Origin of the sequence: Pseudomonas sp. PDM21 (genome assembly GCF_014852505.2) — a bacterium.
Classification (GTDB): Bacteria; Pseudomonadota; Gammaproteobacteria; order Pseudomonadales; family Pseudomonadaceae; genus Pseudomonas.
Map to the genome: position 1 here is coordinate 6,503,156 of NZ_CM181223.1, position 23,072 is coordinate 6,526,227.

At 66.0% G+C, this 23,072-nt stretch carries 16 protein-coding genes; 6 read left to right on the plus strand and 10 right to left on the minus strand.

The features are described from left to right. Positions 1-57 precede the first annotated feature (57 nt). The 6 genes from etfA to gbca all read right to left on the minus strand — a co-directional run bounded on the left by etfA (position 58) and on the right by gbca (position 9,131). Positions 58-1,290 carry an electron transfer flavoprotein subunit alpha gene (etfA, locus tag IB275_RS30005; protein ID WP_192294644.1) on the minus strand — a complete coding sequence of 411 codons (1,233 nt, stop codon included), beginning with the start codon at positions 1,288-1,290 and terminating at the stop codon, positions 58-60. Positions 1,291-1,408: 118 nt separating this feature from the next. After that, on the minus strand, positions 1,409-3,376 hold the full coding sequence (gene dgcB / locus IB275_RS30010; protein WP_192294704.1) for a dimethylglycine demethylation protein DgcB: 1,968 nt from the start codon (positions 3,374-3,376) through the stop codon (positions 1,409-1,411). A gap of 192 nt (positions 3,377-3,568) precedes the next feature. After that, the gene (dgcA, locus tag IB275_RS30015) at positions 3,569-5,629 is read right to left on the minus strand and encodes a dimethylglycine demethylation protein DgcA (protein ID WP_192294642.1); all 2,061 of its coding nucleotides are present in this window, start codon (positions 5,627-5,629) and stop codon (positions 3,569-3,571) included. A gap of 74 nt (positions 5,630-5,703) precedes the next feature. Then, positions 5,704-6,234: a DUF5943 domain-containing protein gene (locus tag IB275_RS30020; RefSeq protein ID WP_192294640.1), complete on the minus strand. Its 531-nt coding sequence runs from the start codon at positions 6,232-6,234 to the stop codon at positions 5,704-5,706. Between the two features lie 124 nt (positions 6,235-6,358). Further along, positions 6,359-7,336, minus strand: coding sequence for a dipeptidase (locus IB275_RS30025; protein ID WP_192294638.1), 978 nt, complete (start codon positions 7,334-7,336; stop codon positions 6,359-6,361). A gap of 505 nt (positions 7,337-7,841) precedes the next feature. Further along, on the minus strand, positions 7,842-9,131 hold the full coding sequence (gene gbca / locus IB275_RS30030; RefSeq protein WP_192294636.1) for a glycine betaine monooxygenase oxygenase subunit: 1,290 nt from the start codon (positions 9,129-9,131) through the stop codon (positions 7,842-7,844). A gap of 429 nt (positions 9,132-9,560) precedes the next feature. Between gbca and gbcB the strand changes: the two genes are divergently transcribed. Continuing rightward, positions 9,561-10,664: a glycine betaine monooxygenase reductase subunit gene (gene gbcB / locus IB275_RS30035; RefSeq protein ID WP_138213635.1), complete on the plus strand. Its 1,104-nt coding sequence runs from the start codon at positions 9,561-9,563 to the stop codon at positions 10,662-10,664. Between the two features lie 235 nt (positions 10,665-10,899). Here the strand turns inward: gbcB and fusA are convergent, their stop codons facing one another. Beyond that, positions 10,900-12,948, minus strand: a complete 2,049-nt coding sequence (fusA, locus tag IB275_RS30040; RefSeq protein WP_192294634.1) for an elongation factor G — start codon at positions 12,946-12,948, stop codon at positions 10,900-10,902. Positions 12,949-13,859: 911 nt separating this feature from the next. On the opposite strand from fusA, the gene IB275_RS30045 reads away from it, so the two are divergent. Further along, positions 13,860-14,177, plus strand: coding sequence for a heavy metal-binding domain-containing protein (locus IB275_RS30045; RefSeq protein ID WP_017521552.1), 318 nt, complete (start codon positions 13,860-13,862; stop codon positions 14,175-14,177). Positions 14,178-14,320: 143 nt separating this feature from the next. Here IB275_RS30045 and IB275_RS30050 read toward each other — a convergent pair whose 3' ends face one another. The 3 genes from IB275_RS30050 to IB275_RS30060 form a co-directional block, all read right to left on the minus strand. Further along, positions 14,321-15,364: a threonine aldolase family protein gene (locus IB275_RS30050; RefSeq protein ID WP_192294632.1), complete on the minus strand. Its 1,044-nt coding sequence runs from the start codon at positions 15,362-15,364 to the stop codon at positions 14,321-14,323. A gap of 106 nt (positions 15,365-15,470) precedes the next feature. Further along, the gene (locus IB275_RS30055; RefSeq protein WP_192294630.1) at positions 15,471-16,151 is read right to left on the minus strand and encodes a hypothetical protein; all 681 of its coding nucleotides are present in this window, start codon (positions 16,149-16,151) and stop codon (positions 15,471-15,473) included. A 65-nt stretch (positions 16,152-16,216) separates the two neighbouring features. Next, complete coding sequence (locus IB275_RS30060) at positions 16,217-16,744, minus strand: hypothetical protein (protein ID WP_192294628.1); 528 nt, start codon at positions 16,742-16,744, stop codon at positions 16,217-16,219. A gap of 241 nt (positions 16,745-16,985) precedes the next feature. Here IB275_RS30060 and glyA point away from each other — a divergent pair, with 241 nt between their 5' ends. From glyA to IB275_RS30080, 4 genes are all read left to right on the plus strand, one after another. Beyond that, entirely contained in the window at positions 16,986-18,239 is a 1,254-nt protein-coding gene (gene glyA, locus IB275_RS30065; protein WP_081519121.1) for a serine hydroxymethyltransferase, read from the plus strand. Between the two features lie 114 nt (positions 18,240-18,353). Next, positions 18,354-19,604 (plus strand): sarcosine oxidase subunit beta, encoded by a 1,251-nt coding sequence (locus IB275_RS30070; RefSeq protein ID WP_081519120.1) that lies wholly within the window; start codon positions 18,354-18,356, stop codon positions 19,602-19,604. A 13-nt stretch (positions 19,605-19,617) separates the two neighbouring features. Next, complete coding sequence (locus IB275_RS30075) at positions 19,618-19,944, plus strand: sarcosine oxidase subunit delta (RefSeq protein ID WP_081519119.1); 327 nt, start codon at positions 19,618-19,620, stop codon at positions 19,942-19,944. Beyond that, the gene (locus IB275_RS30080) at positions 19,944-22,964 is read left to right on the plus strand and encodes a sarcosine oxidase subunit alpha (protein ID WP_192294627.1); all 3,021 of its coding nucleotides are present in this window, start codon (positions 19,944-19,946) and stop codon (positions 22,962-22,964) included. Before IB275_RS30075 ends, IB275_RS30080 begins: the two co-directional genes overlap by 1 nt. Positions 22,965-23,072: the final 108 nt, after the last annotated feature.

The window sequence follows — 23,072 nt, forward strand, 5'->3', positions numbered from 1 at the left end:
ACGATGGTGGCGGATAAAGCCTGTGGCTTTATGCGCCCTGCGAGGATGCCGGAGGCGTCAGGCCGCATCGCGCGCCGCTCCATTGCGATGGGCTTCGGCCAGGGCCATCAGCGCCTTGAGGATCGCCGTGGAATCGCCGATCACCGAGAGGTCGGCGCGTTTGATCATGTCGCAGCCCGGGTCCATGTTGATCGCCACCACCTTGTCGCAGGAGCCGATGCCCTGCAGGTGCTGGATCGCCCCGGAAATGCCGACGGCGAGATAGACCCGCGCAGTCACCCAGGTGCCGGTGGCGCCGACCTGGCGAGCGCGCGGCATGTGGCCGTCGTCCACCGCCACGCGGGAAGCCCCCTCGGTGGCGCCGAGAGCGACAGCAGCGCGGTGGAACAGGTCCCAGTCCTTCACGCCATTGCCGCCGGAGAGGATGAACTCCGCCTCGGCCATGGGAATCTGCGCCGGGTCCACGGCCACCGGGCCGAGGTCTTCGATACGCGGGATGTTGCGCGCGACGCTGGAGTCCAGTTCCACGGCTCGGGCTTCGTGGCGGGTCTCGCTGACCGGCTCGGCACACTCGGCAGCGGCCAGGATCAGGCGCGGCAGCTCGCGGTGCAGGTCCTGCTGACCGGCACCGGCACGGCCGACGCAGCGCTCGCCTTCGGCCTGCCAGACGCGGGTCGCCGGGCGTTCGCCCAGGCTCGCGGCGAAGCGGCGGCCCAGTTCGCCGCCACCGCTGCGGCTGTCGGGGAGCAACCAGTGGCGCGGAGCGAACTGGCTATTGGCTGAGCGCAGCGCCAGCACCCGTTGTTCCGGGGCGTAGCCGTCGTACTCGTTGCCTTCGATCATCAGCAGGCGGTCGACGCCGGCGGTATCGAAGGCACTTTCCTTGTGCTCGCCAAACACCACAGCCAGCACCGCGCCATCGCTGCCGGCGAGCTTGCGGGCCAGGCCCAGCAGGTCGCGGTCGTGACTGGAAAGGCGGCCGCCGACCATGTCCGGTACCACGGCAATCAGGAACGCCGGCTCTTCAAGAATCACCAGCGGCAGCTGCACCACTTCAGGAGCACTGCCGCGCTTGCCGCCGGTGCCCTGCTGGCCACCGGAGCGGTCGATGCGTTTGACGCCATTGGGGCCGATGAAGCCGACCGCATGGGGGTTCTTGCGTACCACACCGTCGGGGCCCATCCAGCGGCTCTCACCGCCCAGGGCCGATTGCATGGCCGCGTGCAGCGGATGCAGGCGGTTGCGGGCGATCCACTCGGCGCGCGGGTCGCGGCGGATGATGTCGCTCATGCTCGATGCTCCAGGCAGCTGTAGGGCGAATAACGCGCAGCGTTATCCGCCGATGACGTCGAGACGGCGGATAAAGCCGTTGGCTTTATCCGCCCTACGAAGGCTTCCGGCGAGTTCATCAGTGCACCTCCGCCGTTTCTTCACGGCGCGCCAGCGAAGGCTTTTTTGCCGGCACCTCGGTGGCCTCGATGAGGACCTCGGCAACCAGTTCGGCGATGTCCTTGATCTCCGGGCGGGGCGCGACCACGCCCTCGAGCATCGCGGTGCATTGCGGGCAGCCCACGGCCACCAGTTCGGCACCAGTCTCTTTGATGTCGGCCATGCGCATGTCGGGAATCCGCTGCTTGCCGGGGATGTCGGTGATCGGCGCGCCGCCGCCGCCGCCGCAGCAGCGCGAGCGGAAGCCGGAGCGTTGCATTTCTTTGACCTCGATGCCGATGGCCTTGAGCACAGCGCGTGGCGCTTCGTACTCGCCGTTGTAGCGCCCGAGGTAGCAGGGGTCGTGGTAAGTCACGCTGGCGGCCTTGCTCTGGCCGAGGTTCAGCGCGCCCTTCTGTACCAGCTCGTCGATGAAGGTGGTGTGGTGCAGCACCTGGTAGTCGCCGCCCAGCGCGCCGTATTCGTTCTTCAGCACGTGGAAGCTGTGCGGGTCGCAGCTGACGATGCGCTTGAAGCGGTACTTGGACAGGGTGGCGATGTTGCGTCTGGCCAGGGCCTGGAAGGTGGCTTCGTCACCCAGGCGGCGGGCCACGTCGCCACTGTCGCGCTCTTCCAGGCCGAGTACGGCGAAGTCGACATTGGCGGCCTTGAGGATCTTCACGAAGGACCGCAGGGTGCGCTGGTTGCGCATGTCGAAGGCACCGTCGCCGACCCAGAACAGCACGTCGGCCTGCTGCTTGTCGGCCAGCAGCGGCAGGTTCAGGTCCGCCGCCCAGTTCAGCCGGCCACCGGGGGCGAAGCCGCCGGGGTTGTCGGTGGCGATCAGATTTTCCAGCACCTCGGCGCCCTTGTTCGGGGTCGCGCCCTTTTCCAGGGTGAGGTGGCGGCGCATATCGACGATGGCGTCGACGTGCTCGATCATCATCGGGCACTCCTCGACGCAGGCGCGGCAGGTGGTGCAGGACCACAGGGTCTCGGCATCCACCAGCGCCTTGCCGTCCAGCTCGACGATGGGCTGGTGCGGGCCGCCGCGGTGTTCGCCCAGCGGTTTTCCCGGATACGGGGAGCCGGCGAAGTTGGCGTCGCTGCCGCCAGCCAGGCCGATCACCATGTCCTGGATGAGCTTCTTCGGGTTCAGCGGCTGGCCGGCAGCGAAGGCCGGGCACATGGCCTCGCACTTGCCGCACTGCACGCAGGCGTCGAAGCCGAGCAACTGGTTCCAGGTGAAGTCGGTGGGCTTCTCGACGCCCAGCGGCGCCATGGGGTCTTCCAGGTTCAGCGGCTTGAGGCCGGTGGAACGACCGCCGCCGAAGCGCTCGGAACGGCGGTGCCAGGCCAGGTGCAGGGCGCCGGCGAAGGCATGCTTCATCGGCCCGCCCCAGGTCATGCCGAAGAACAGCTCGGACACGCCCCAGGCCACACCGACGGCGAGGATGGCAGCGAGGAACCAGCCACCGAAACCTTCCGGCAGGATGCCGGCCACCGGCAGAGTGGCGATGAAGAAGCTCGCCGAGAACATCAGCAGGCTTTTCGGCAGGCGCATCCACGGGCCTTTCGACAGCCGCGACGGCGGATCGAGGCGGCGCTTGGCAACGAACAGCGCGCCGCAGAACATCAGCGCGGTGGCGGCCAGCAGGGCGAAGCCGAGGATGCGGCTGTGCAGGCCGAAGCCGTGCACGAGGATGGCCAGCAGCGCGGCGGCGACGAAACCACCGGCAGTGGCCACGTGGGTCTTCGACATGTACTTGTCGCGCTCGACCACGTGGTGCAGGTCCACCAGGTAGCGGCGCGGCATCTTCAGCAGGCCGCCGATCCAGTCGACCTGGGCGGGCCGGCCGCGGCGCCACATCGTAAAGCGCTTCACGGCGCCCAGCACGGCGAGGCCGAGGGCGCTGAAGAGCAGGATAGGGAGGATGATGTTGAGCATTGTCATGGGTCTCCTCGCAGGGACCGAAATGGGGACTCCGGACCAGTCCCCTCTCCCTTCAGGGAGAGGGCGGGGGGAGAGGGTGTTCGAGCCGGCACTGCGCATGGCCTGAAACACCCTCTCCCCCCGCCCTCTCCCGCAAGCGGGAGAGGGGGCTATCCGAGCCAGCCGGAGATCCTTACCGGGCCTGTATCAGAAGTCCTTGCACAGACGCAGCGCGTCATAGATCGCGGCATGGGTGTTGCGCTGGGCCACGCAGTCGCCGATGCGGAACAGCAGGTAGCCATCGCCAGCCTCGCTGAGGCACGGCTGCGGCTTGATCGCGAACAGCGCCTCGACGTCGATCTGGCCCTTGTTGCGCGAGCCCTGCTTGAGCGCGTAGTACAGGCTCTCGTCCGGGCGCACGCCGTTCTCCACGACGATCTGGTCGACCACCCGCTCTTCTTTCGCGCCGGTGTATTCGTTTTCCAGCACTGCCACCAGCTTGTCGCCCTCGCGGTAGACCTTCTCCAGCATCAGGTCCCCGGTCATGATCACTTCCTTGGGGTACATGCTGCGGTAGTAGGTCGGGAAGGTGGTGCCGCCGATAGCCACGCCGGGCTTGATGTCATCGGTGACGATCTCCACCTGGGCGCCCTTGTCGGCGAGGAAGTCCGCCACCGACATGCCGCTGAATTCGCAGATAGTGTCGTAGACCAGCACGTTCTTGCCCGGCGCCACCTTGCCGTCGAGCACGTCCCAGCTGCTGACCACCAGCCCTTCGGCAGCGCCCCAGTGTTCGTTCTGCTCGAGGAAGGGATGGCCACCGTTGGCCAGCACCACCACGTCGGGGCGCAGGTCCATGATGGTGTCGGCGTCCGCGCCGGTGCCCAGGCGCAGGTCGACATTCAGGCGCGCCAGTTCCAGCTGGTACCAGCGGGTGATGCCGGCGATCTGGTCGCGCTGCGGGGCTTTCGAGGCCGTAGTGATCTGCCCGCCCAGTTGGTCCTTCTTCTCGAACAGGGTGACCTCGTGACCGCGCTCGGCGGCGACGCGCGCCGCTTCCATGCCGGCCGGGCCGCCACCAACGACCACCACCTTGCGTTTCACGCCGGTGGTCTTCTCGATGATGTGCGGTACGCCCATGTATTCGCGGGAGGTGGCGGCGTTCTGGATGCACAGCACGTCCAGGCCCTGGTACTGGCGGTCGATGCAGTAGTTGGCGCCGACGCACTGCTTGATCTGGTCGATCTGGCCCATCTTGATCTTGGCGATCAGGTGCGGGTCGGCGATGTGCGCACGGGTCATGCCGACCATGTCCACGTAGCCGCCTTCGAGGATGCGCGTGGCCTGGTTCGGGTCCTTGATGTTCTGCGCGTGCAGCACCGGCACGTTGACCACTTCCTTGATGCCGGCGGCCAGGTGCAGGAAGGGCTCCGGCGGGTAGGTCATGTTCGGGATGACGTTGGCCAGGGTGTTGTGGGTGTCGCAGCCCGAGCCGACCACGCCGATGAAATCGAGCATGCCGGTGTCGCTGTAGTACTTGGCGATCTGCTTCATGTCGTCGTGGGACAGGCCGTCCGGGTGGAACTCGTCACCACAGATGCGCATGCCGACGCAGAAGTCGTCACCGACTTCCTGGCGCACGGCCTTGAGCACTTCCAGGCCGAACTTCATGCGGCCCTCAAAGGTGCCGCCCCACTCGTCGGTCCGCTTGTTGACGCGCGGGCTCCAGAACTGGTCGATCATGTGCTGGTGCACGGCGGACAGCTCGACGCCGTCCAGGCCGCCTTCCTTCGCCCGGCGTGCCGCCTGGGCGTAGTTGCCGATCACCCGCCAGATCTCTTCCGGCTCGATGGTCTTGCAGGTGGCGCGGTGCACCGGTTCGCGGATACCCGAGGGCGACATCAGGGTCGGCCAGTTGAAGCCGTCCCAGCGCGAGCGGCGGCCCATGTGGGTAATCTGGATCATGATCTTGGCCCCATGCTTGTGCATGGCGTCGGCCAGGTTCTGGAAGTGCGGGATGATGCGGTCGGTGGAGAGGTTCACCGAGCTCCACCATTCCTGCGGGCTGTCGATGGCGACCACGGAGGAACCGCCGCAGATGGCCAGGCCGATGCCGCCCTTGGCCTTCTCCTCGTAATACTTCACGTAGCGCTCGGTGGTCATGCCGCCGTCGGTGGCGTAGACCTCGGCGTGGGCGGTGGAGAGCACGCGGTTGCGGATGGTCAGCTTGCCGATCTGGATCGGCTGGAACATTGCCTCGAAAGCCATTGCGGCATCCTCACGGGATCAGAGGTTTCTTGTTGTGGTGGCGGCCCACGGGCCGCCGGTGCCGAAGTCGTGGATCAGAGGGGTTTGACGACGAACAGACCGTCGTCATGGCCTTCCTCGGCGCCGCTGTAGACCTGCTCGGCCGCGGTGCGCAGCTCGCTACCGCGTGCCTGGAGAATCTGGTCCATGGCGCCGGCGAACCAGCCGGTGAACATGTAGTCGACCTTGCGGTTGACCTTGCCGTAGACGTAGACGAAGGCCGAATGCTTCAGGCGTACCTGGGCAGTGCCCTTGTCGAGGTCGATCTGCTCGATCTGAAACAGGCCCCAACCGCGCTGGGACAGGCGCTTCATGTAGTGCTCGAAGACCTCCACGCCGACTAGGCCGTGGCACTCGGCTTCTTTCTCGCACCAGTGCCAGGCGGACTTGTAGCCGGCCTTGTAGAGGATTTGCGCGTAGCGCTCGGCGCCCAGCTCTTCCTCGATGCCCATGTGGTTGTTGACGAAGAAATGCCGCGGTACGTAGAGCATCGGCAGGGCGTCGGAGGTCCAGACGCCGGTTTCGCTGTCGACTTCGATGGGCAGTTCGGGGGCGTGTTTGGCCATGAGGTTTCGCTCCAATTCTTTTGGCTCCCTCTCCCTGGGGGAGAGGGTTGGGGTGAGGGGTTCTACGGGTGAGCGCGACAGCCCTCACCCCGGCCCTCTCCCGGAGGGAGAGGGGAAAAGCGGATTACTCGCCCCAGACTTCGCCGAGGATGCGCACCCAGTTCTCGCCCATGACCTTGCGCACCACGCGCTCGGGCATGCCGCGCTTGAGCAGGGTTTCGGTGAGGTTGGGGAATTCACCCACGGTGCGGATGCCCAGCGGGTTGACGATCTTCCCGAAGTTGGTGAGGCGGCGGGCGTAACCCTTGTCGTGGGTCAGCCACTCGAAGAAGTCCTGGCCGTGGCCCTGGGTGAAGTCGGTGCCGATACCGATGGCGTCCTCGCCGACGATGTTCATCACGTACTCGATGGCTTCGGCGTAGTCATCGATGGTCGAGTCGATGCCCTTGGCGAGGAAGGGCGCGAACATGGTCACGCCGACGAATCCGCCGTGGTCGGCGATGAACTTCAGCTCGGCGTCGGACTTGTTGCGCGGGTGCTCTTTGAGGCCGGACGGCAGGCAGTGGGAGTAGGTGACGGGCTTCTTCGACTCGAGGATGACTTCCTCGGAGGTCTTGGAGCCGACGTGGGACAGGTCACACATGATGCCGACGCGGTTCATCTCCGCGACGATCTCGCGGCCGAAGCCGGAGAGACCGCCGTCGCGCTCGTAGCAGCCGGTGCCGACCAGATTCTGGGTGTTGTAGCACATCTGCACGATGCCCACGCCCAGCTGCTTGAACACCTCGACGTAGCCCAGCTGGTCCTCGAACGCGTGGGCGTTCTGGAAGCCGAAGAGGATGCCGGTCTTGCCCTGCTCCTTGGCCTTGCGGATGTCGGCGGTGCTACGCACCTGCAGTACCAGGTCGCTGTTGTCGCGGATCAGCTTGCTGCTGGAGACGATGTTGTTCACCGTCGCCTGGAATCCTTCCCACACCGACACGGTGCAGTTGGCGGCGGTCAGGCCGCCCTTGCGCATGTCCTCGAACAGCTCGCGGTTCCATTTGGCGATGATCAGGCCATCGATGACGATGCTGTCGGCGTGAAGTTCGGCTGGGCTCATCTTGGCGTCTCTCTTATCAGGGCCGGCTGGTCAGGCAAGGCTTGTCAGGCTTGGCGCGGCGGGTTTTTCCCCGACGCTTTGCAGGCAGGATATCCCTGCACCCCGAGGCGACCCGGTTCGAAAACGACCAGGGTCATACCGAAAGCGTCAACCTCGCGACACGGGCGACAGCGTTTACGTCGCGCAGGGGAACGTGGGCCGCGCAAAGGCTCGGAAGCCGCAGATTACGGAGTAAGGGGAGATTCAGAGCCGAGACGCAGGATGGCGTGGAGCGCAGCGATACCCGCCAATTCACGACCGCGCTGCGCCGATGGGTATCGCTTCGCTCCACCCATCCCACAAAGAGCGCAGCGACAGGGATCAGCGCTTGCGCCAGCAGGCAAAGAGGTTCCACGCCACCAGGCCGGTGACGAAAGCGGAGCTGCTGTAGAAGAGCATGGCATCCACGTGGCTTCCTCCTTAACGACAACGCCCCCGAGAGACGGGGGCGCTGGGTGGCTGGGGCTTACTTCTCGGCGACCAGGCGGGCGTGGGCGGACTCCTCGCCCAGGTTGTTCAGCAGCCGCTCGCTGTACCAGTCGAGGAAGTTGATTACGCCGAACTCGTAGGTCTTGGAGTACGGCCCCGGCTGGTAGGCGGTGGAGTTGATGCCGCGCTGGTTCTCCTCTGCCAGGCGACGGTCCTGGTCGTTGGTGGCGTCCCAGACCTCGCGCAGGCGGGCGACGTCGTAGTCGACGCCTTCCACCGCATCCTTGTGCACCAGCCACTTGGTGGTGACCCTGGTTTCCTGCGCGCTGATCGGCCACACGGTGAAGACGATCAGGTGGTCGCCCATGCAGTGGTTCCACGAGTGCGGCAGGTGCAGGATGCGCATCGAGCCCAGGTCCGGGTTCTGGATGCGGCCCATGAGCTTCTTGCTGCCCTGCTTGCCGTCCATGGTCATGGACACGGTGCCCTGCAGCAGGGGCATGCGCACAATGCGGTTGCGCAGGCCGAAGCTTTCGTGGGCATAGGGAATCTTCTCGGCTTCCCAGGCGGTGGTGCAGGCGGCGACCTGGTCCTTGAACGCCTGGCTGGCGCGCGGGTCGGTGACGTCGTCCCACTCCAGCAGGGTGTTCAGCAGCTCCGGGTGCGAGCCGTTGCAGTGGTAGCACTCGCGGTTGTTTTCCAGCACCAGCTTCCAGTTGGCCTTTTCCATCAGCGTGGTCTGCACCGCGACCTTGGTGTTCTCCATGTCGTACGGCTCCATGTAGTGCTCGAGCGTACGCAGGAAGTCATCGATGGCCGGCGGGTTCTCCGACAGCGAGATGAAGATGTAGCCGCCGGCAGTCTTCACGTTCACCGGCTTGAGGCTGTAGTCCTTCATGTCGAAGTCGGCGCCCATCTCGGTGCCGGCGAACAGCAGGCGGCCGTCCAGCTCGTAGGTCCACTGGTGGTAGGGGCAGACCAGCTTGGCGACCTTGCCCTTGTCGCTGACGCACATGCGCGAGCCACGGTGGCGGCAGACGTTGTGGAAGGCGTGGATCTTGCCCTCGGCGCCGCGCAGGACGATCACCGGGTTGTCGCCGATCTGCAGGGTGAGAAAGTTGCCCTTGGCGGGGATCTCGCAGGTCATGCCAGCGATCAGCCACTCCTTGTGGAAGATCTCCTGCATGTCCAGCTGGAACAGGCGCTCGTCGTTGTAGAAGGGCTGCGGCAGCGAGAAGCTGTGGTCGCGACTGCGCAGCATCTCGGCGGTGGCCTTGCGGGCCGGTTCCAGCGGGTCGCCCAGACTCAGGGTAGTGGTGACGTCCATTGCTCGGTCCTCATGCCGCAGCCCGGTCGGGCTGCCGGCGGAAATAAGTGGCTGATACGGTTTGCCACGCAGGGCTTGTTTGCGGCAGGTGCCAGGCGCGCCGAGTGCGCCGTTTCCCGCCGTCTCGCTCAACCTTGGGAGTTGCTCGGCATGGCGCTGAGTGTGGGGCCGCACCCCGGGATTACCCTTATCCATGGGCGACACGGCCAGATCATTTCCCGACGCGCAACGGCACGTCCCAGGCGGCAGGTCGCGATAAGCATGCAAATGTCGCTGGCAGGTAAATGCAGCGGCCATCCTCATGCACACAATCCGCCCCATCAGGCATGCCGAAAGGCCCCGTGCTTTCTACGCTCGAACGACGTAGGCAAACGGGCCCCGGCGCTGCCCCATCAGGCCCAGCACGGCCCGCGTGCGCGGAGAGACAGCATGTCGACGAACAACTTCCTCAATCCGGTGAATACCCAGACCTGGGCCAACGGGCGCCACCTGGTGCGCTGCGTGAAGGCTATCCAGGAAACCTGGGATGTACGCACCTTCTGCTTCATGGCCGACGCGCCGATCATGTTCTTCTTCAAGCCGGGGCAGTTCGTCACCCTGGAGCTGGAGATCGACGGCCAGCCGATCATGCGTTCCTACACCATCTCCAGCTCGCCCTCGGTGCCCTACAGCTTCTCCATCACCATCAAGCGCGTGCCCGGTGGCAAGGTGTCGAACTGGCTGCACGACAACCTCAAGGAAGGCGACCAGATCCCGGTGCACGGGCCCGTGGGCAATTTCAACGCCATCGACTTCCCCGCCGAGAAGGTGCTGTTCCTCTCCGGCGGCGTCGGCATCACCCCGGTGATGTCCATGTCACGCTGGTTCTTCGACACCAACGGCAATGTCGACATGGTCTTCGTGCACAGCGCGCGCACGCCCAAGGACATCATCTACCACCGCGAGCTGGAGCACATGAACTCGCGGATCAACAACTTCAAGCTGTATCTGGTCTGCGAGAAGTACGAGATGGGCGAGTCCTGGGCTGGCTACCGGGGCTACCTGAACAAGGCGATGCTGCAGTTGATGGCGCCGGACTTCCTCGAGCGCGAGGTATTCTGCTGCGGCCCGACGCCCTACATGCACGCGGTCAAGCGCCTGCTCGAAGCCGAGGGCTACGACATGTCGCGCTACCACGAGGAGGCCTTCGGCCCGACCCCGCCGGAAGTCCGCGCCGACGTGAAGGAACTGGCCGCCGAAGCCGCCGAGGCGCCGGCCGTGCCCCTGGCCGAGCAGAACCTGGTGGAGTTCTGCGAGACCGGCAAGAGCATCCGCGTGGCACCGGGCGAGACCGTCCACGCCGCCGCCGCGCAGCTCGGCCTGCACATTCCCAAGGCCTGCGGCATGGGCATCTGCGGCACCTGCAAGGTGATGAAGCGCTCGGGCGAGGTGGAGATGGAGCACAACGGCGGGATCACCGACGAAGACGTCGCCGAAGGCTACATCCTGTCCTGCTGCAGCGTGCCCAAGGGTGACGTGGTGATCGAGTACTGATCACAGCCTGCCCCCACCTGTCCCACATGTTACCCACTGAGTTATCCACAGGCTGAAGGTGTCCCGAGGCAAGCTCGGAGACACCTCTGGCCGAACCGGCTGGCCGCCTCGATCCCGTCTGCAACCCGCATGCCACGTGACTTTCGCCTTTCCCGCAGACCCGCCGGGCAGGCGCGCGCCAAGGCCCAGCCACGGGCCTTTGCGGGCAGCAGCTGCGACGAATATCCACATTCGCTCAGTCTTCTTCCGGGACCGCCTTGTAGCCACTCGACAGGCGTTGCTGTACGTCCTGCGGGACGGCGCTGTAATGGCTGGAAGAAAGGCTATAGAGGCCCTGGCCGGCGGTGATGGATTTCAGCCGGTTGGCGTAGCCGTCCAGCTCCGCCAGCGGCACCTGCCCGCGCACCAGCGCGACGCTGGCCGACAGCGACTCGGTGCCCAGCACCTGGCCCCGGCGGCCGGTGAGGTCGGCGGTGATGTCGCCCAGGTGGGTATCCGGCGTGGTCACCTCGATCTGCATCACCGGCTCCAGCACGATGCCGCCGGCATTGCGCAGCGCATCGAGCATGGCCTTGCGCCCGGCGGCCTGGAAGGCGATGTCCTTGGAATCCACCGAGTGGCTCTTGCCGTCGAACACCGTGACCTTCACGTCCTCCACCGGGAAGCCGGCCAGCGGCCCGGCCGCCAGAGCCGAGCGCACGCCCTTCTCCACCGAGGGAATGAAGTTGCCGGGAATCACCCCGCCCTTGATCGCATCGACGAAGGCAAAACCCTCGCCGCGCGGCATTGGCTCAATGCGCAGGTAGACCTCGCCGAACTGCCCCGCCCCGCCAGTCTGCTTCTTGTGCCGGCTGTGGCCTTCGGCGCTGCGGGTCGCCGTTTCACGGTAAGGCACGCTGGGCGCGCGGGTCTGCACTTCCAGCTTGTACTGCCCGGCCATGCGCTCGAGCAGGTAGCGCAGGTGCAACTCGCCCATGCCGCGCAGCACGGTTTCCTGGGTGGAGGCGTTGTAATCCAGGCGCACGCAGGGGTCTTCGGCCTGCAGGCGCTGGAGAATTTCCGCCAGGCGCTGCTCATCGCCGCGCCGGCTCGCCTCGATGGCCAGGCCCTGCATGGGCGTGGGGAAATCCAGGGGCTTGAGGTGAATGTGGTCCTCGTCGTGGGAGTCGTGCAGCACCACGCCGTACTCCAGTTCGTCGACCTTGCTCAGCGCGCCGAAGTCACCGGGGATCAGCCACGGCGCCTCTTCGTGCTTCTTTCCCTGCAGGCGCAACAGATGGCCGACCTTGAACGGCTTGCGCCCGTCGCCGGCGAACAACTGCATCTCCCGACGGATCGTGCCCTGATGCACGCGGAACACTGCGAGGCGACCGACGAAGGGGTCGATCACCACCTTGAACACATGGGCCAGCACATGGGCGGCCGGGTCGGGGCAGGCCTTCACCGGGTGCTCGGCGCCCTTGTCATCGGTGCGCAGGAACAGCGGCGGGTTGCCCTCGGTGGGGTTCGGCGCGAGGCGCGCGAGGATGTTCGCCAGCTCCGGCACGCCAGCGCCGGTGCGGGCGGAAACGAAACACAGCGGAATCAGGTGGCCTTCGCGCAGGGCACGCTCGAAGGGTTCGTGCAGCGCCTCGGGCGCCACCTCGCCCTCCTCCAGATAATGCGCCATCAACGCCTCGTCGACCTCCACCACCTGGTCCACCAGCGCCTGGTGCGCCTCGGCCACCGAGGAGAAATCCGCCTCGCCGTCGGGATTGAAGAAACAATCCACAACCCGTGCTCCGCCCTCGGCAGGCAGGTTGATGGGCAATACCTCCTTGCCGAACGACTCGCGCAAACCCGCCAGCAGGCCCGGCAGGTCGATGCGCTCGGCGTCGATCTTGTTCACCACCAGCATCCGACACAGCCCGCGCTCGCCGGCCCAATCCATCATGCGGCGGGTGCTCAGCTCGATGCCGTTCTGCGCATTGACCACCACCAGCGCGGTTTCCACCGCCGCCAGAGCCGGCAGCGCATGGCCGATGAAGTCGGGATAACCGGGGGTATCGATCAGACGGACCTGCGCGCCCTCGTGCTCGAAGTGCGCCAAGGCGGCGGCGAGGGAGTGATGGTATTCCCGCTCCAGCGGGTCGGAGTCGCACAGAGTGTCGCCGCGCTCCAGCGAGCCCATGCTGGGAATCGCGCCGCTGTGCTGCAGCAACGCTTCGGCAAGCAGGGTCTTGCCGCTGTCGCCGTGGCCGACCAGGGCCACGGTGCGGATCTGTTCCACCGAGTAACTGGACATGCTGAATCTCCCGCCCCCAGGGTGAGTGAAGTATAGGCAGCAGGCCCTGCGCCCCTGGACAAATATTGATCAGCCCGGCGCAAGCCAGGCACAACGGGCCCTCCAGCGATTCATCCACAACCCGCCCACAAGATCCCGGCAGAACGCTGCACAGCCAATGTGGAAAACCCACCGGAAAATTCGCTGAAAGCCAGTAACGGCGCGACTTTCGCCAATTGATCAAAAAACGTACTAAGAAGACCAGGCCGCGCCGCGCGTGGCCTACAGCGATCTGGGTACAGGTTGTCCACACCTTCTGCGAGATTCGCCCCACAGGCACTGTGGAAAGTTTCACGCAGCCCGCATCACTGGGGAAAAGTCGCCATGGATCAGTCGCTTGCGTCCTTCGCTGATCAATCTTTGAACAACCCTTTGAAAGCCCCGCTGCCCGTGGCGCCGACGATGTTTTCCACAGGAGGCACACAAGTGGGTCAACACAAACCGGGGATAGCGGTGGAAGGATCGTGCACAGGAATTTCGTCGCAATCGATACACAGGCCCGCAAGTGATTGAAAACACGCGACTGATCAGAAAACAGCCAGCTTCAGGGAAGCCCCGTACCATCGGCTCCGCAGCCACTGCCCAACAGTTTTTCCACAGGTTGGACAAGTTTGCCTCCACAGCGGCTGTGGAGATCTCCACACCTCACCCAGAAACCCATGAAAGCCACGAATAACGGGGCTTTGATGAAATTCCGCAGCGATTTTAGGCTGTTCATGAAAGTGCCATGCCGCTGTCATTTTCCACCCCGTTATCCACAGCTTTATCACAAGGTTTCCCCCGGATTTTCGCCAAATGCTGAAACACAGCCGGCGCGGCCTCAAGCAGGGTGCGGAGCTATGCTGGATTTCCCCCAGCAGAGGAGCCAGCCCATGATCCTGACCACCACGCCCACCATCGAGGGCAAGACCATCCAGGAATACCGCGGCATCGTGGTTGGCGAGGCGATCCTCGGCGCCAACGTATTCCGCGACCTGTTCGCCGGCCTGCGCGACATCATCGGCGGTCGCTCCGGGGCATACGAGAAGGAACTGGGCAGGGCGCGGGAGATCGCCTTCGAGGAGCTGCAGGAGCGCGCGCAGGAGCTGGGCGCCAATGCCGTGGTCGGCATCGACCTGGATTACGAGGTCGTGGGGCAGAACGGCAGCATGCTGATGGTCAGCGTGAGCGGTACGGCGGTGCGTATCTGACGGCGCTGCTACAGATAGCAGCCGTGATCAATTTTCGATCAGAAGCATGAAAGCCACGCCGCAAAAGGCCTGCAGGCATTCATCCACAGCTTGGGGACAGGTTGCGCGAGCAACCGTCCCCAGCGCCTGGGGACAACTCAGGCTCAGGCGCCCATCACCCTACGAATGTCGGCCGCGAGTTCCTCGACGCGGGCGATCTCGGTATCCCACGAGCACATGAAGCGCGCGCCGCCGGCGCCGATGAAGGTGTAGAAGCGCCAGCCCAGCTGACGCAGGGCTTCCAGTGCGGGTTCGGACATCTGCAGGAATACGCCGTTGGCTTCCACCGGGAACATCAGCTGCACGCCCGGCACGTCGGCGACGCGCTCGGCCAGCAGTTGTGCACAGCGGTTGGCGTGGCTGGCGTAGTGCATCCAGGCGTCGTCCTGCAGCACGCCGACCCAGGGCGCGGCGAGGAAGCGCATCTTCGAGGCCAGCTGGCCGGCCTGCTTGCAGCGGTAGTCGAAGCCTTCGGCCAGTTCGCGGTTGAAGAACAGGATGGCCTCGCCCACCGCCATGCCGTTCTTGGTGCCGCCGAAGCAGAGCACTTCGACGCCGGCCTTCCAGGTCAGCTCGGCCGGGGTCGCGCCAAGGAAAGCGCAGGCGTTGGAGAAACGCGCGCCATCCATGTGCAGGTGCAGGCCCAGCTCGCGGCAGGTAGCACTGAGCGCCTGCAACTCGTCCGGGCGGTAGACGGTGCCGACCTCGGTGGCCTGGGTGATGGTGACCACGCGCGCCTTCGGGTAGTGGATGTCCTGGCGCTTGAGGGCGATCTCACGGATCGCCTCCGGGGTCAGCTTGCCCTGGGCGTCGGTGCGCGCCAGCAGCAGCTTGGAGCCGTTGGAGAAAAACTCCGGCGCGCCGCACTCGTCGGTCTCGACGTGGGCGGTCTCGGCGCAGATCACGCTGTGGTAGCTCTGGCACAGGGACGCCAGGGCCAGGGAGTTGGCCGCGGTGCCGTTGAAGGCGAAGAAGACTTCGCAGTCGGTCTCGAACAGTTCGCGGAAATAATCGGAGGCGCGGGCGGTCCACTGGTCGTCGCCGTAGGCGCGTTCGTGACCGCGGTTGGCTTCGGCCATGGCCGCCCAGGCTTCGGGGCAGATGCCGGAGTAGTTATCACTGGCGAACTGTTGGGTGTTGTCGGTCATGGTGCGGCCTCGAAAAACGTTGTGCGTCAGACAGCAGCGTAGCAACGGATAGTCGCTCGCCGCCGGAGGGCGCAAGCCTCCCGCTGACGGGAGGCCGCGGGAGGGATCAGGGCAGCTTGGTCAGCGCCATCTGCTCGGAGATCGGCACGAACAGTTCGCGCAGGGACTGGGCAGTGCCGCCGTTGGGCTTGTCCGGCGAGGTCATGTTGAGCACGTAGCGACCCTTGATCAGGCCGGTCAGGCTGGATTCGCCGGCCTTGTCGTCCGGGCCCGGCACGCTGATGGCCAGCGGGTCGCCCATGCGGGTGCTGTCGATCACCGGCAGGTATTGCTCGCCGCCGAACTGTGCGGCGGTGCCATTCTGCAGCGCGGCCTGGCGGGCCTGGTTGAGCAGCGAGACGTTCTTGGCGGTGGTGTCGCGCAGCTTGGCCTGGGCGGCCAGGTACTGCCTGGCGGCCTCACCCTGCTGGTCGGCGCCCGGCGCCGGCAAGCCGGTGTCGGTCAGGGTCACGACCAGATGCTGGCTGCCATCGGCCTTGCCGTAGACGATGGTGGCGTCGTCGTAGCCGCACTCGCGGGACAGGTAGGGATAGCCGTAGACGGCCTTGGTCGGCGGCAGCGCCTTCTCCAGTACATGGCCGGTGCAGCTGTCGCCCGCCGAGGTGGCCGCGGCGGCGTTGCCGGCGGCTTCGGGCGCTTCGGCCTTGGCAGGTTTGCTGTCGTCACCACAGCCCTGCAGCGTCGCGGTGAGCAGCAGGGCGGAAAGCAGAGTCAGGGAACGGTTCATGGCGTCCTCGCATTTCGTGAGGGGCGCAGTTTAGTCCCTTGGCCCAGCGGTTCCTATCGGCAGCTTCATTGCGGGGGGTTGCAGACCCAGCGTCCCTGCTTCTCGTCATAGCCGGCATCGATCACGGCCATCCCGCCGCCGCGTGCTTCCAGGCAGAAGGTCTTCATGAAGGTAGCCCGCTGGCCGTCCCCGGCACTGTCGCGCCCGCCGAGGGTGACGCTGTAGAGGCCGGGCTCCAGGGCCCGTGCCGGGACTTTCTCGCGGAAACCGGTGATGGCCTGGCCATAGGCGAAGCAGGTATCGCTGCGCAGCAGCACGCCCTGGTTTGGTTCGATACTGGCCGACGACCAGAACGGCTCGTAAGGCTGGCGGGCGACTTCGATGGAATGCACCGCCACCTGCCGTTCATCCACCTGCAGCGTGCGGTTGAAGAACAGGCCGGGCGACTTGAATGCGGCGCCGCCGAAGCACAGCGTCCGGCCCTGCACCCGGACGCGCGCGTCGCCGTCGAACAGGCGTGACATGCCCCACGCAGACAAAGCCGGCGCCAGCAGCGCAAGGCACAGCGAACCACATAAGAAGAAGCGCTTCATCGGGCAGGGCTCCGCGGGCCGCGCCGTCCTGGCGCGGGCATGTCGCATTCTGACCAGCCGCCGCGTGCAATTCCACGCACGCGGTCGCTTTTGCGCCGGTCGCGGCATGTCGCAAACGCACCTACCCGCGACGTGCGCAGGCATCTGGGCTGACAGGGCCAGTCATACCATCGCTTCCAAGGGGGCCAGCTCGCGCCCCGCACCAGCCATGGCGCCCCACCGCGCCGCAGGGAGACCAGCGATGTTCAGCAAGCAAGACCAGATCCAGGGTTATGACGACGAACTGCTCGCGGCGATGGATGCCGAGGAAGCGCGCCAGGAGGACCACCTCGAGCTGATCGCTTCGGAGAACTACACCAGCAAGCGCGTCATGCAGGCTCAGGGCAGCGGGCTGACCAACAAGTACGCCGAAGGTTATCCGGGCAAGCGTTACTACGGTGGTTGCGAGCATGTGGATAAAGTCGAGCAGCTGGCCATCGACCGCGCCAAGCAGCTGTTCGGCGCCGACTACGCCAACGTCCAGCCGCACTCGGGCTCCTCGGCCAACTCCGCCGTGTACCTTGCGCTGATCAATGCCGGCGACACCATCCTGGGCATGAGCCTGGCCCATGGCGGCCACCTGACCCACGGCGCCAAGGTGTCGTCCTCGGGCAAGCTCTACAACGCCGTGCAGTACGGCCTGAACACCGACACCGGGCTGATCGACTACGACGAAGTCGAGCGCCTGGCCGTGGAGCACAAGCCGAAGATGATCGTCGCCGGCTTCTCCGCCTACTCCAAGACCCTCGACTTCCCGCGCTTCCGTGCCATCGCCGACAAGGTCGGGGCGCTACTGTTCGTCGACATGGCCCACGTCGCCGGCCTGGTTGCCGCCGGTCTGTACCCGAACCCGCTGCCCTACGCCGACGTGGTCACCACCACCACCCACAAGACCCTGCGCGGCCCGCGCGGTGGCCTGATCCTGGCGAAATCCAACGAAGAGATCGAGAAGAAGCTCAACTCCGCCGTCTTCCCCGGCGCCCAGGGCGGCCCGCTGATGCACGTGATCGCCGCCAAGGCGGTGTGCTTCAAGGAGGCGCTGGAGCCCGGCTTCAAGGACTACCAGGCCCAGGTAATCAGGAACGCCCAGGCCATGGCTTCGGTGTTCATCGAGCGCGGCTATGACGTGGTCTCCGGTGGCACCGACAACCACCTGATGCTGATCAGCCTGGTGAAGCAGGGCCTGACCGGCAAGGAAGCAGACGCCGCCCTGGGCCGCGTCGGCATCACGGTGAACAAGAACGCCGTGCCGAATGATCCACAGAGCCCATTCGTCACCTCCGGCATCCGCATCGGCACCCCGGCGGTGACCACCCGTGGCCTGAAGGAAGAACAGTGCCGCGAGCTGGCCGGCTGGATCAGCGACGTACTGGACCACCTGGGCGACGCCGACGTGGAGGCCAAGGTGGCCACCCAGGTCGCGGGCCTGTGTGCAGATTTCCCGGTCTACCGCTGAGTTTTTCAAGGCGGCGGTAGGAGCGAGCCTGCTCGCGAACCCGACAACCCTTTCGCGAGCCGGCCGCCTCCCTCCAACAAGCGGCCTGGCGACAAGAACAATCAGGAGCACCCCATGCAACGCTACTCCGGCTTCGGCCTGTTCAAGCATTCCCTGAGCCACCACGAGAACTGGCAGCGCATGTGGCGCACGCCCACGCCCAAGCAGGTGTATGACGTGGTCATCGTCGGCGGCGGCGGGCACGGCCTGGCCACGGCCTACTACCTGGCCAAGGAACACGGCATCACCAATGTCGCGGTGGTCGAAAAGGGCTGGCTGGGCGGTGGCAACACCGCGCGCAACACCACCATCGTGCGTTCCAACTACCTGTGGGACGAGTCGGCGCTGCTCTACGAACACGCCATGAAGCTGTGGGAAGGCCTGTCCCAGGACCTCAACTACAACGTCATGTTCTCCCAGCGCGGGGTCTACAACCTCTGCCACACCCTGCAGGACATGCGTGACGGTGAACGCCGCGTCAGCGCCAACCGCCTCAACGGCGTAGACGGCGAGCTGCTCAATGCCCAGCAGGTGGCCGAAGAAATTCCCTACCTGAACTGCACCAAAAGCGCCCGCTACCCGGTCATGGGGTCCACCGTGCAACGTCGCGGCGGCGTGGCCCGCCACGATGCCGTGGCCTGGGGCTTCGCCCGCGCCGCCGATGCCCTGGGCGTGGACCTGATCCAGCAGACCGAAGTGATCGGCTTCCGCAAGCAGGACGGCGCCGTCATCGGCGTCGAGACCAACCGCGGCTTCATCGGCGCCAAGCGCGTCGGCGTGGTCACCGCCGGTAACTCCGGGCACATGGCCAAGCTCGCCGGCTTCCGCCTGCCGATCGAATCGCACCCGCTGCAGGCACTGGTTTCCGAGCCGCTGAAGCCCATCATCGACAGCGTGATCATGTCCAACGCCGTGCACGGCTACATCAGCCAGTCGGACAAGGGCGATCTGGTCATCGGCGCCGGCATCGACGGCTACAACGGCTACGGCCAGCGCGGCTCCTACCCGGTGATCGAGCACACCCTGCAGGCCATCGTCGAGATGTTCCCGGTGCTCTCGCGCGTGCGCATGAACCGCCAGTGGGGCGGCATCGTCGACACCACCCCGGACGCCTGCCCGATCATCGGCAAGGCCCCGGTGAAGAACCTGTTCTTCAACTGCGGCTGGGGCACCGGCGGCTTCAAGGCCACCCCCGGCTCGGGCAATGTCTTCGCCGCCACCCTCGCCAAGGGCGAGCCGCATCCGCTGGCCGCGCCCTTCTCCATCGAACGCTTCCACACCGGCGCGCTGATCGACGAACACGGCGCTGCCGCCGTCGCGCACTAAGAGGGCAAAAACCATGCTGAATATCTTCTGCCCTCATTGCGGCGAGCTGCGTTCCGAAGAGGAATTCCACGCCAAGGGCCAGGCGCACATCCCGCGCCCGCTCGACCCGGCTGCCTGCACCGACGCCGAGTGGGGCGAGTACATGTTCTTCCGCGATAACCCGCGCGGCATCCACCACGAGCTGTGGGTGCACGCCGCCGGCTGCCGCCAGTACTTCAACGTCACCCGCCACACCGTGACCTACGAAATCCTGGAAACCTACAAGATCGGCGAAAAACCAAGCATCAGCGCCGAATCCGAGAAGAAATCCGCCGTCCAGCCCGCCGTGGAGAAGGCCTAATGAGCCAGATCAATCGCCTGTCCCGTGGCGGTCGCATCGACCGCAACAAGCCGCTGACCTTCAGCTTCAACGGCCAGAGCTACCAGGGCTTCGCCGGTGACACCCTGGCCGCCGCCCTGCTGGCCAACGGCGTCGACATCCTCGGCCGCAGCTTCAAGTACTCGCGCCCGCGCGGCATCGTCGCCGCCGGCGCCGAAGAGCCCAACGCCATCCTGCAGATCGGCTCGCGCGAATCCACCCAGGTGCCCAACGTGCGCGCCACCCAGCAGGCCCTGTACAGCGGCCTGGTGGCGACCGCCACCAACGGCTGGCCGAACGTGCAGAACGACCTCATGGGGATCTTCGGCAAGGTCGGCGGCAAGCTGATGCCGCCCGGCTTCTACTACAAGACCTTCATGTACCCGCAGTCCATGTGGCTGACCTACGAAAAGTACATCCGCAAGGCCGCCGGCCTGGGTCGTGCGCCCACCGAAGTGGACCCGGACAGCTACGACTGGATGAACCACCACGCCGACGTGCTGATCGTCGGCGCCGGCCCCGCCGGCCTCGCCGCAGCCCTGGCCGCCTCGCGCAGCGGTGCGCGGGTAATCCTCGCCGATGAACAGGAAGAGTTCGGCGGCAGTCTGCTCGACACCCGCGAGCCCCTCGACGGCAAGCCGGCCGAGGAGTGGGTGGCCAAGGCCATCGCCGAGCTGCAAGGCAACCCGGACGTGATCCTGCTGCCGCGCTCCACGGTCAACGGCTACCACGACCACAACTTCCTCACCATTCACGAGCGCCGCACTGACCATATCGGCGAGACCGCTCCGCTGGGCCAGGTACGCATGCGCGTACACCGGGTCCGCGCCAACCGCGTGGTGCTCGCCGCCGGCGCCCACGAGCGCCCGCTGGTGTATGGCAACAACGACGTGCCGGGCAACATGCTCGCCGGCGCTGTCTCCACCTATGTCCGCCGCTATGGCGTGGCACCGGGCAAGAAACTGGTGCTGTCCACCAACAACGACTACGCCTACCGCGTCGCCCTGGACTGGCAGGAAGCCGGTCTGCAGGTGGTCGCCATCGCCGACGCCCGCCCCAATCCGCGCGGCGAATGGGTCGAGGAAGCGCGCAAGCGCGGCATGCGGGTCATCACCGGCAGCGCAGTGATCGAGGCACGCGGCAGCAAACGCGTGACCGGTGCGAAGGTCGCCTCCATCGACACCTTCCGCCACAAGGTCAATGCGCCCGGTGAGTGGCTGGACTGCGACCTCATCGCCAGCTCCGGCGGCTACAGCCCGGTGGTGCACCTGGCTTCGCACCTGGGCGGCAAGCCGGAATGGCGCGAGGACATCCTCGCCTTCGTTCCCGGCCTCGCCTTCCAGAAGCGCCTCTGCGCCGGCGCGGTGAACGGCGTGTTCCGCCTCGCCGACGCCCTGGCTGATGGCTACCAGGCCGGCAGCCAGGCCGCTGTCGACGGCGGCTTCAAGTCCGTCGAAGGCGAGCTGCCGGTGGTTGCCGAGCGCGCCGAGGACGCCACTCTCGCGCTGTTCCAGGTGCCCCACGAGAAAACCACGGCGCGGGCGCCCAAGCAGTTCGTCGACACCCAGAACGACGTCACCGCCGCCGCCATCGAACTGGCCTGCCGCGAGGGCTTCGAGTCCATCGAGCACGTCAAGCGCTACACCGCGCTGGGCTTCGGCACCGACCAGGGCAAGCTGGGCAACATCAACGGCCTGGCCATCGCCGCCCGCGCCCAGGGCAAGAGCATCGCCGACACCGGCACCACCATGTTCCGCCCGAACTACACCCCGGTGACCTTCGGCGCGGTCGCCGGCCGTCACTGCGGCCACCTGTTCGAACCGGTGCGCTTCACCGCGCTGCACGCCTGGCACGTGAAGAACGGCGCCGAGTTCGAGGACGTCGGCCAGTGGAAGCGCCCGTGGTACTTCCCCAAGCGTGGCGAAGACATGCACGCCGCCGTGGCCCGCGAGTGCCGCGCCGTGCGCGAGTCGGTCGGCCTGCTGGACGCCTCGACCCTGGGCAAGATCGACATCCAGGGCCCGGACGCCCGCGAGTTCCTCAACCGCGTCTACACCAACGCCTGGACCAAGCTGGACGTGGGCAAGGCCCGCTACGGCCTGATGTGCAAGGAAGACGGCATGGTCTTCGACGATGGCGTCACCGCGTGCCTGGCGGACAACCACTTCGTCATGACCACCACCACCGGCGGCGCCGCGCGCGTCATGGAGTGGCTGGAGCTGTACCACCAGACCGAATGGCCGGAGCTGAAGGTGTACTTCACCTCGGTCACCGACCACTGGGCCACCCTCACCCTGTCCGGCCCAAACAGCCGCAAGCTGCTGGCCGAAGTCACCGACATCGATCTGGACAAGGACGCCTTCCCCTTCATGACCTGGAAGGAGGGCAAGGTCGCCGGCGTGCCGGCGCGGGTGTTCCGCATCTCCTTCACCGGCGAGCTGTCGTACGAGGTGAACATCCAGGCCAACTACGCCATGGGTGTGCTGGAGGCCATCGTCGCCGCCGGCGCCAAGTACAACCTGACGCCATACGGCACCGAGACCATGCACGTCCTGCGCGCCGAGAAGGGCTTCATCATCGTCGGCCAGGACACCGATGCCTCGGTCACCCCGGACGACCTGAACATGGGTTGGGCGGTGGGTCGCACCAAGCCGTTCTCCTGGATCGGTTGGCGCGGCATGAACCGCGCCGACTGCCAGCGCGAAGACCGCAAGCAGCTGGTTGGCCTCAAGCCCACCAACCCGATGGACCTGCTGCCCGAAGGCGCGCAACTGCTGTTCACCCCGCAGCACACCATCCCCGCGACCATGGTCGGCCACGTCACCTCCAGCTACATGAGCAGCAGCCTGGGCTACAGCTTTGCCCTGGCGGTGGTGAAGGGCGGCATCAAGCGCCTGGGCGAGAAGGTCTATGCCCCGCTGGCGGACGGCCGCGTGATCGAGGCGGAAATCTGCAGCTCGGTGTTCTACGACCCGAAAGGCGAACGGCAGAACGTGGATTGATCGGAGTGGGGTTCGCCCCTCTCCCCCGCCCTCTCCCTGAAGGGAGAGGGAGTGACTGAAGCTCCCGGATGGCACGGTGCGTGAAGCGCACTCGGATATCCCCTCTCC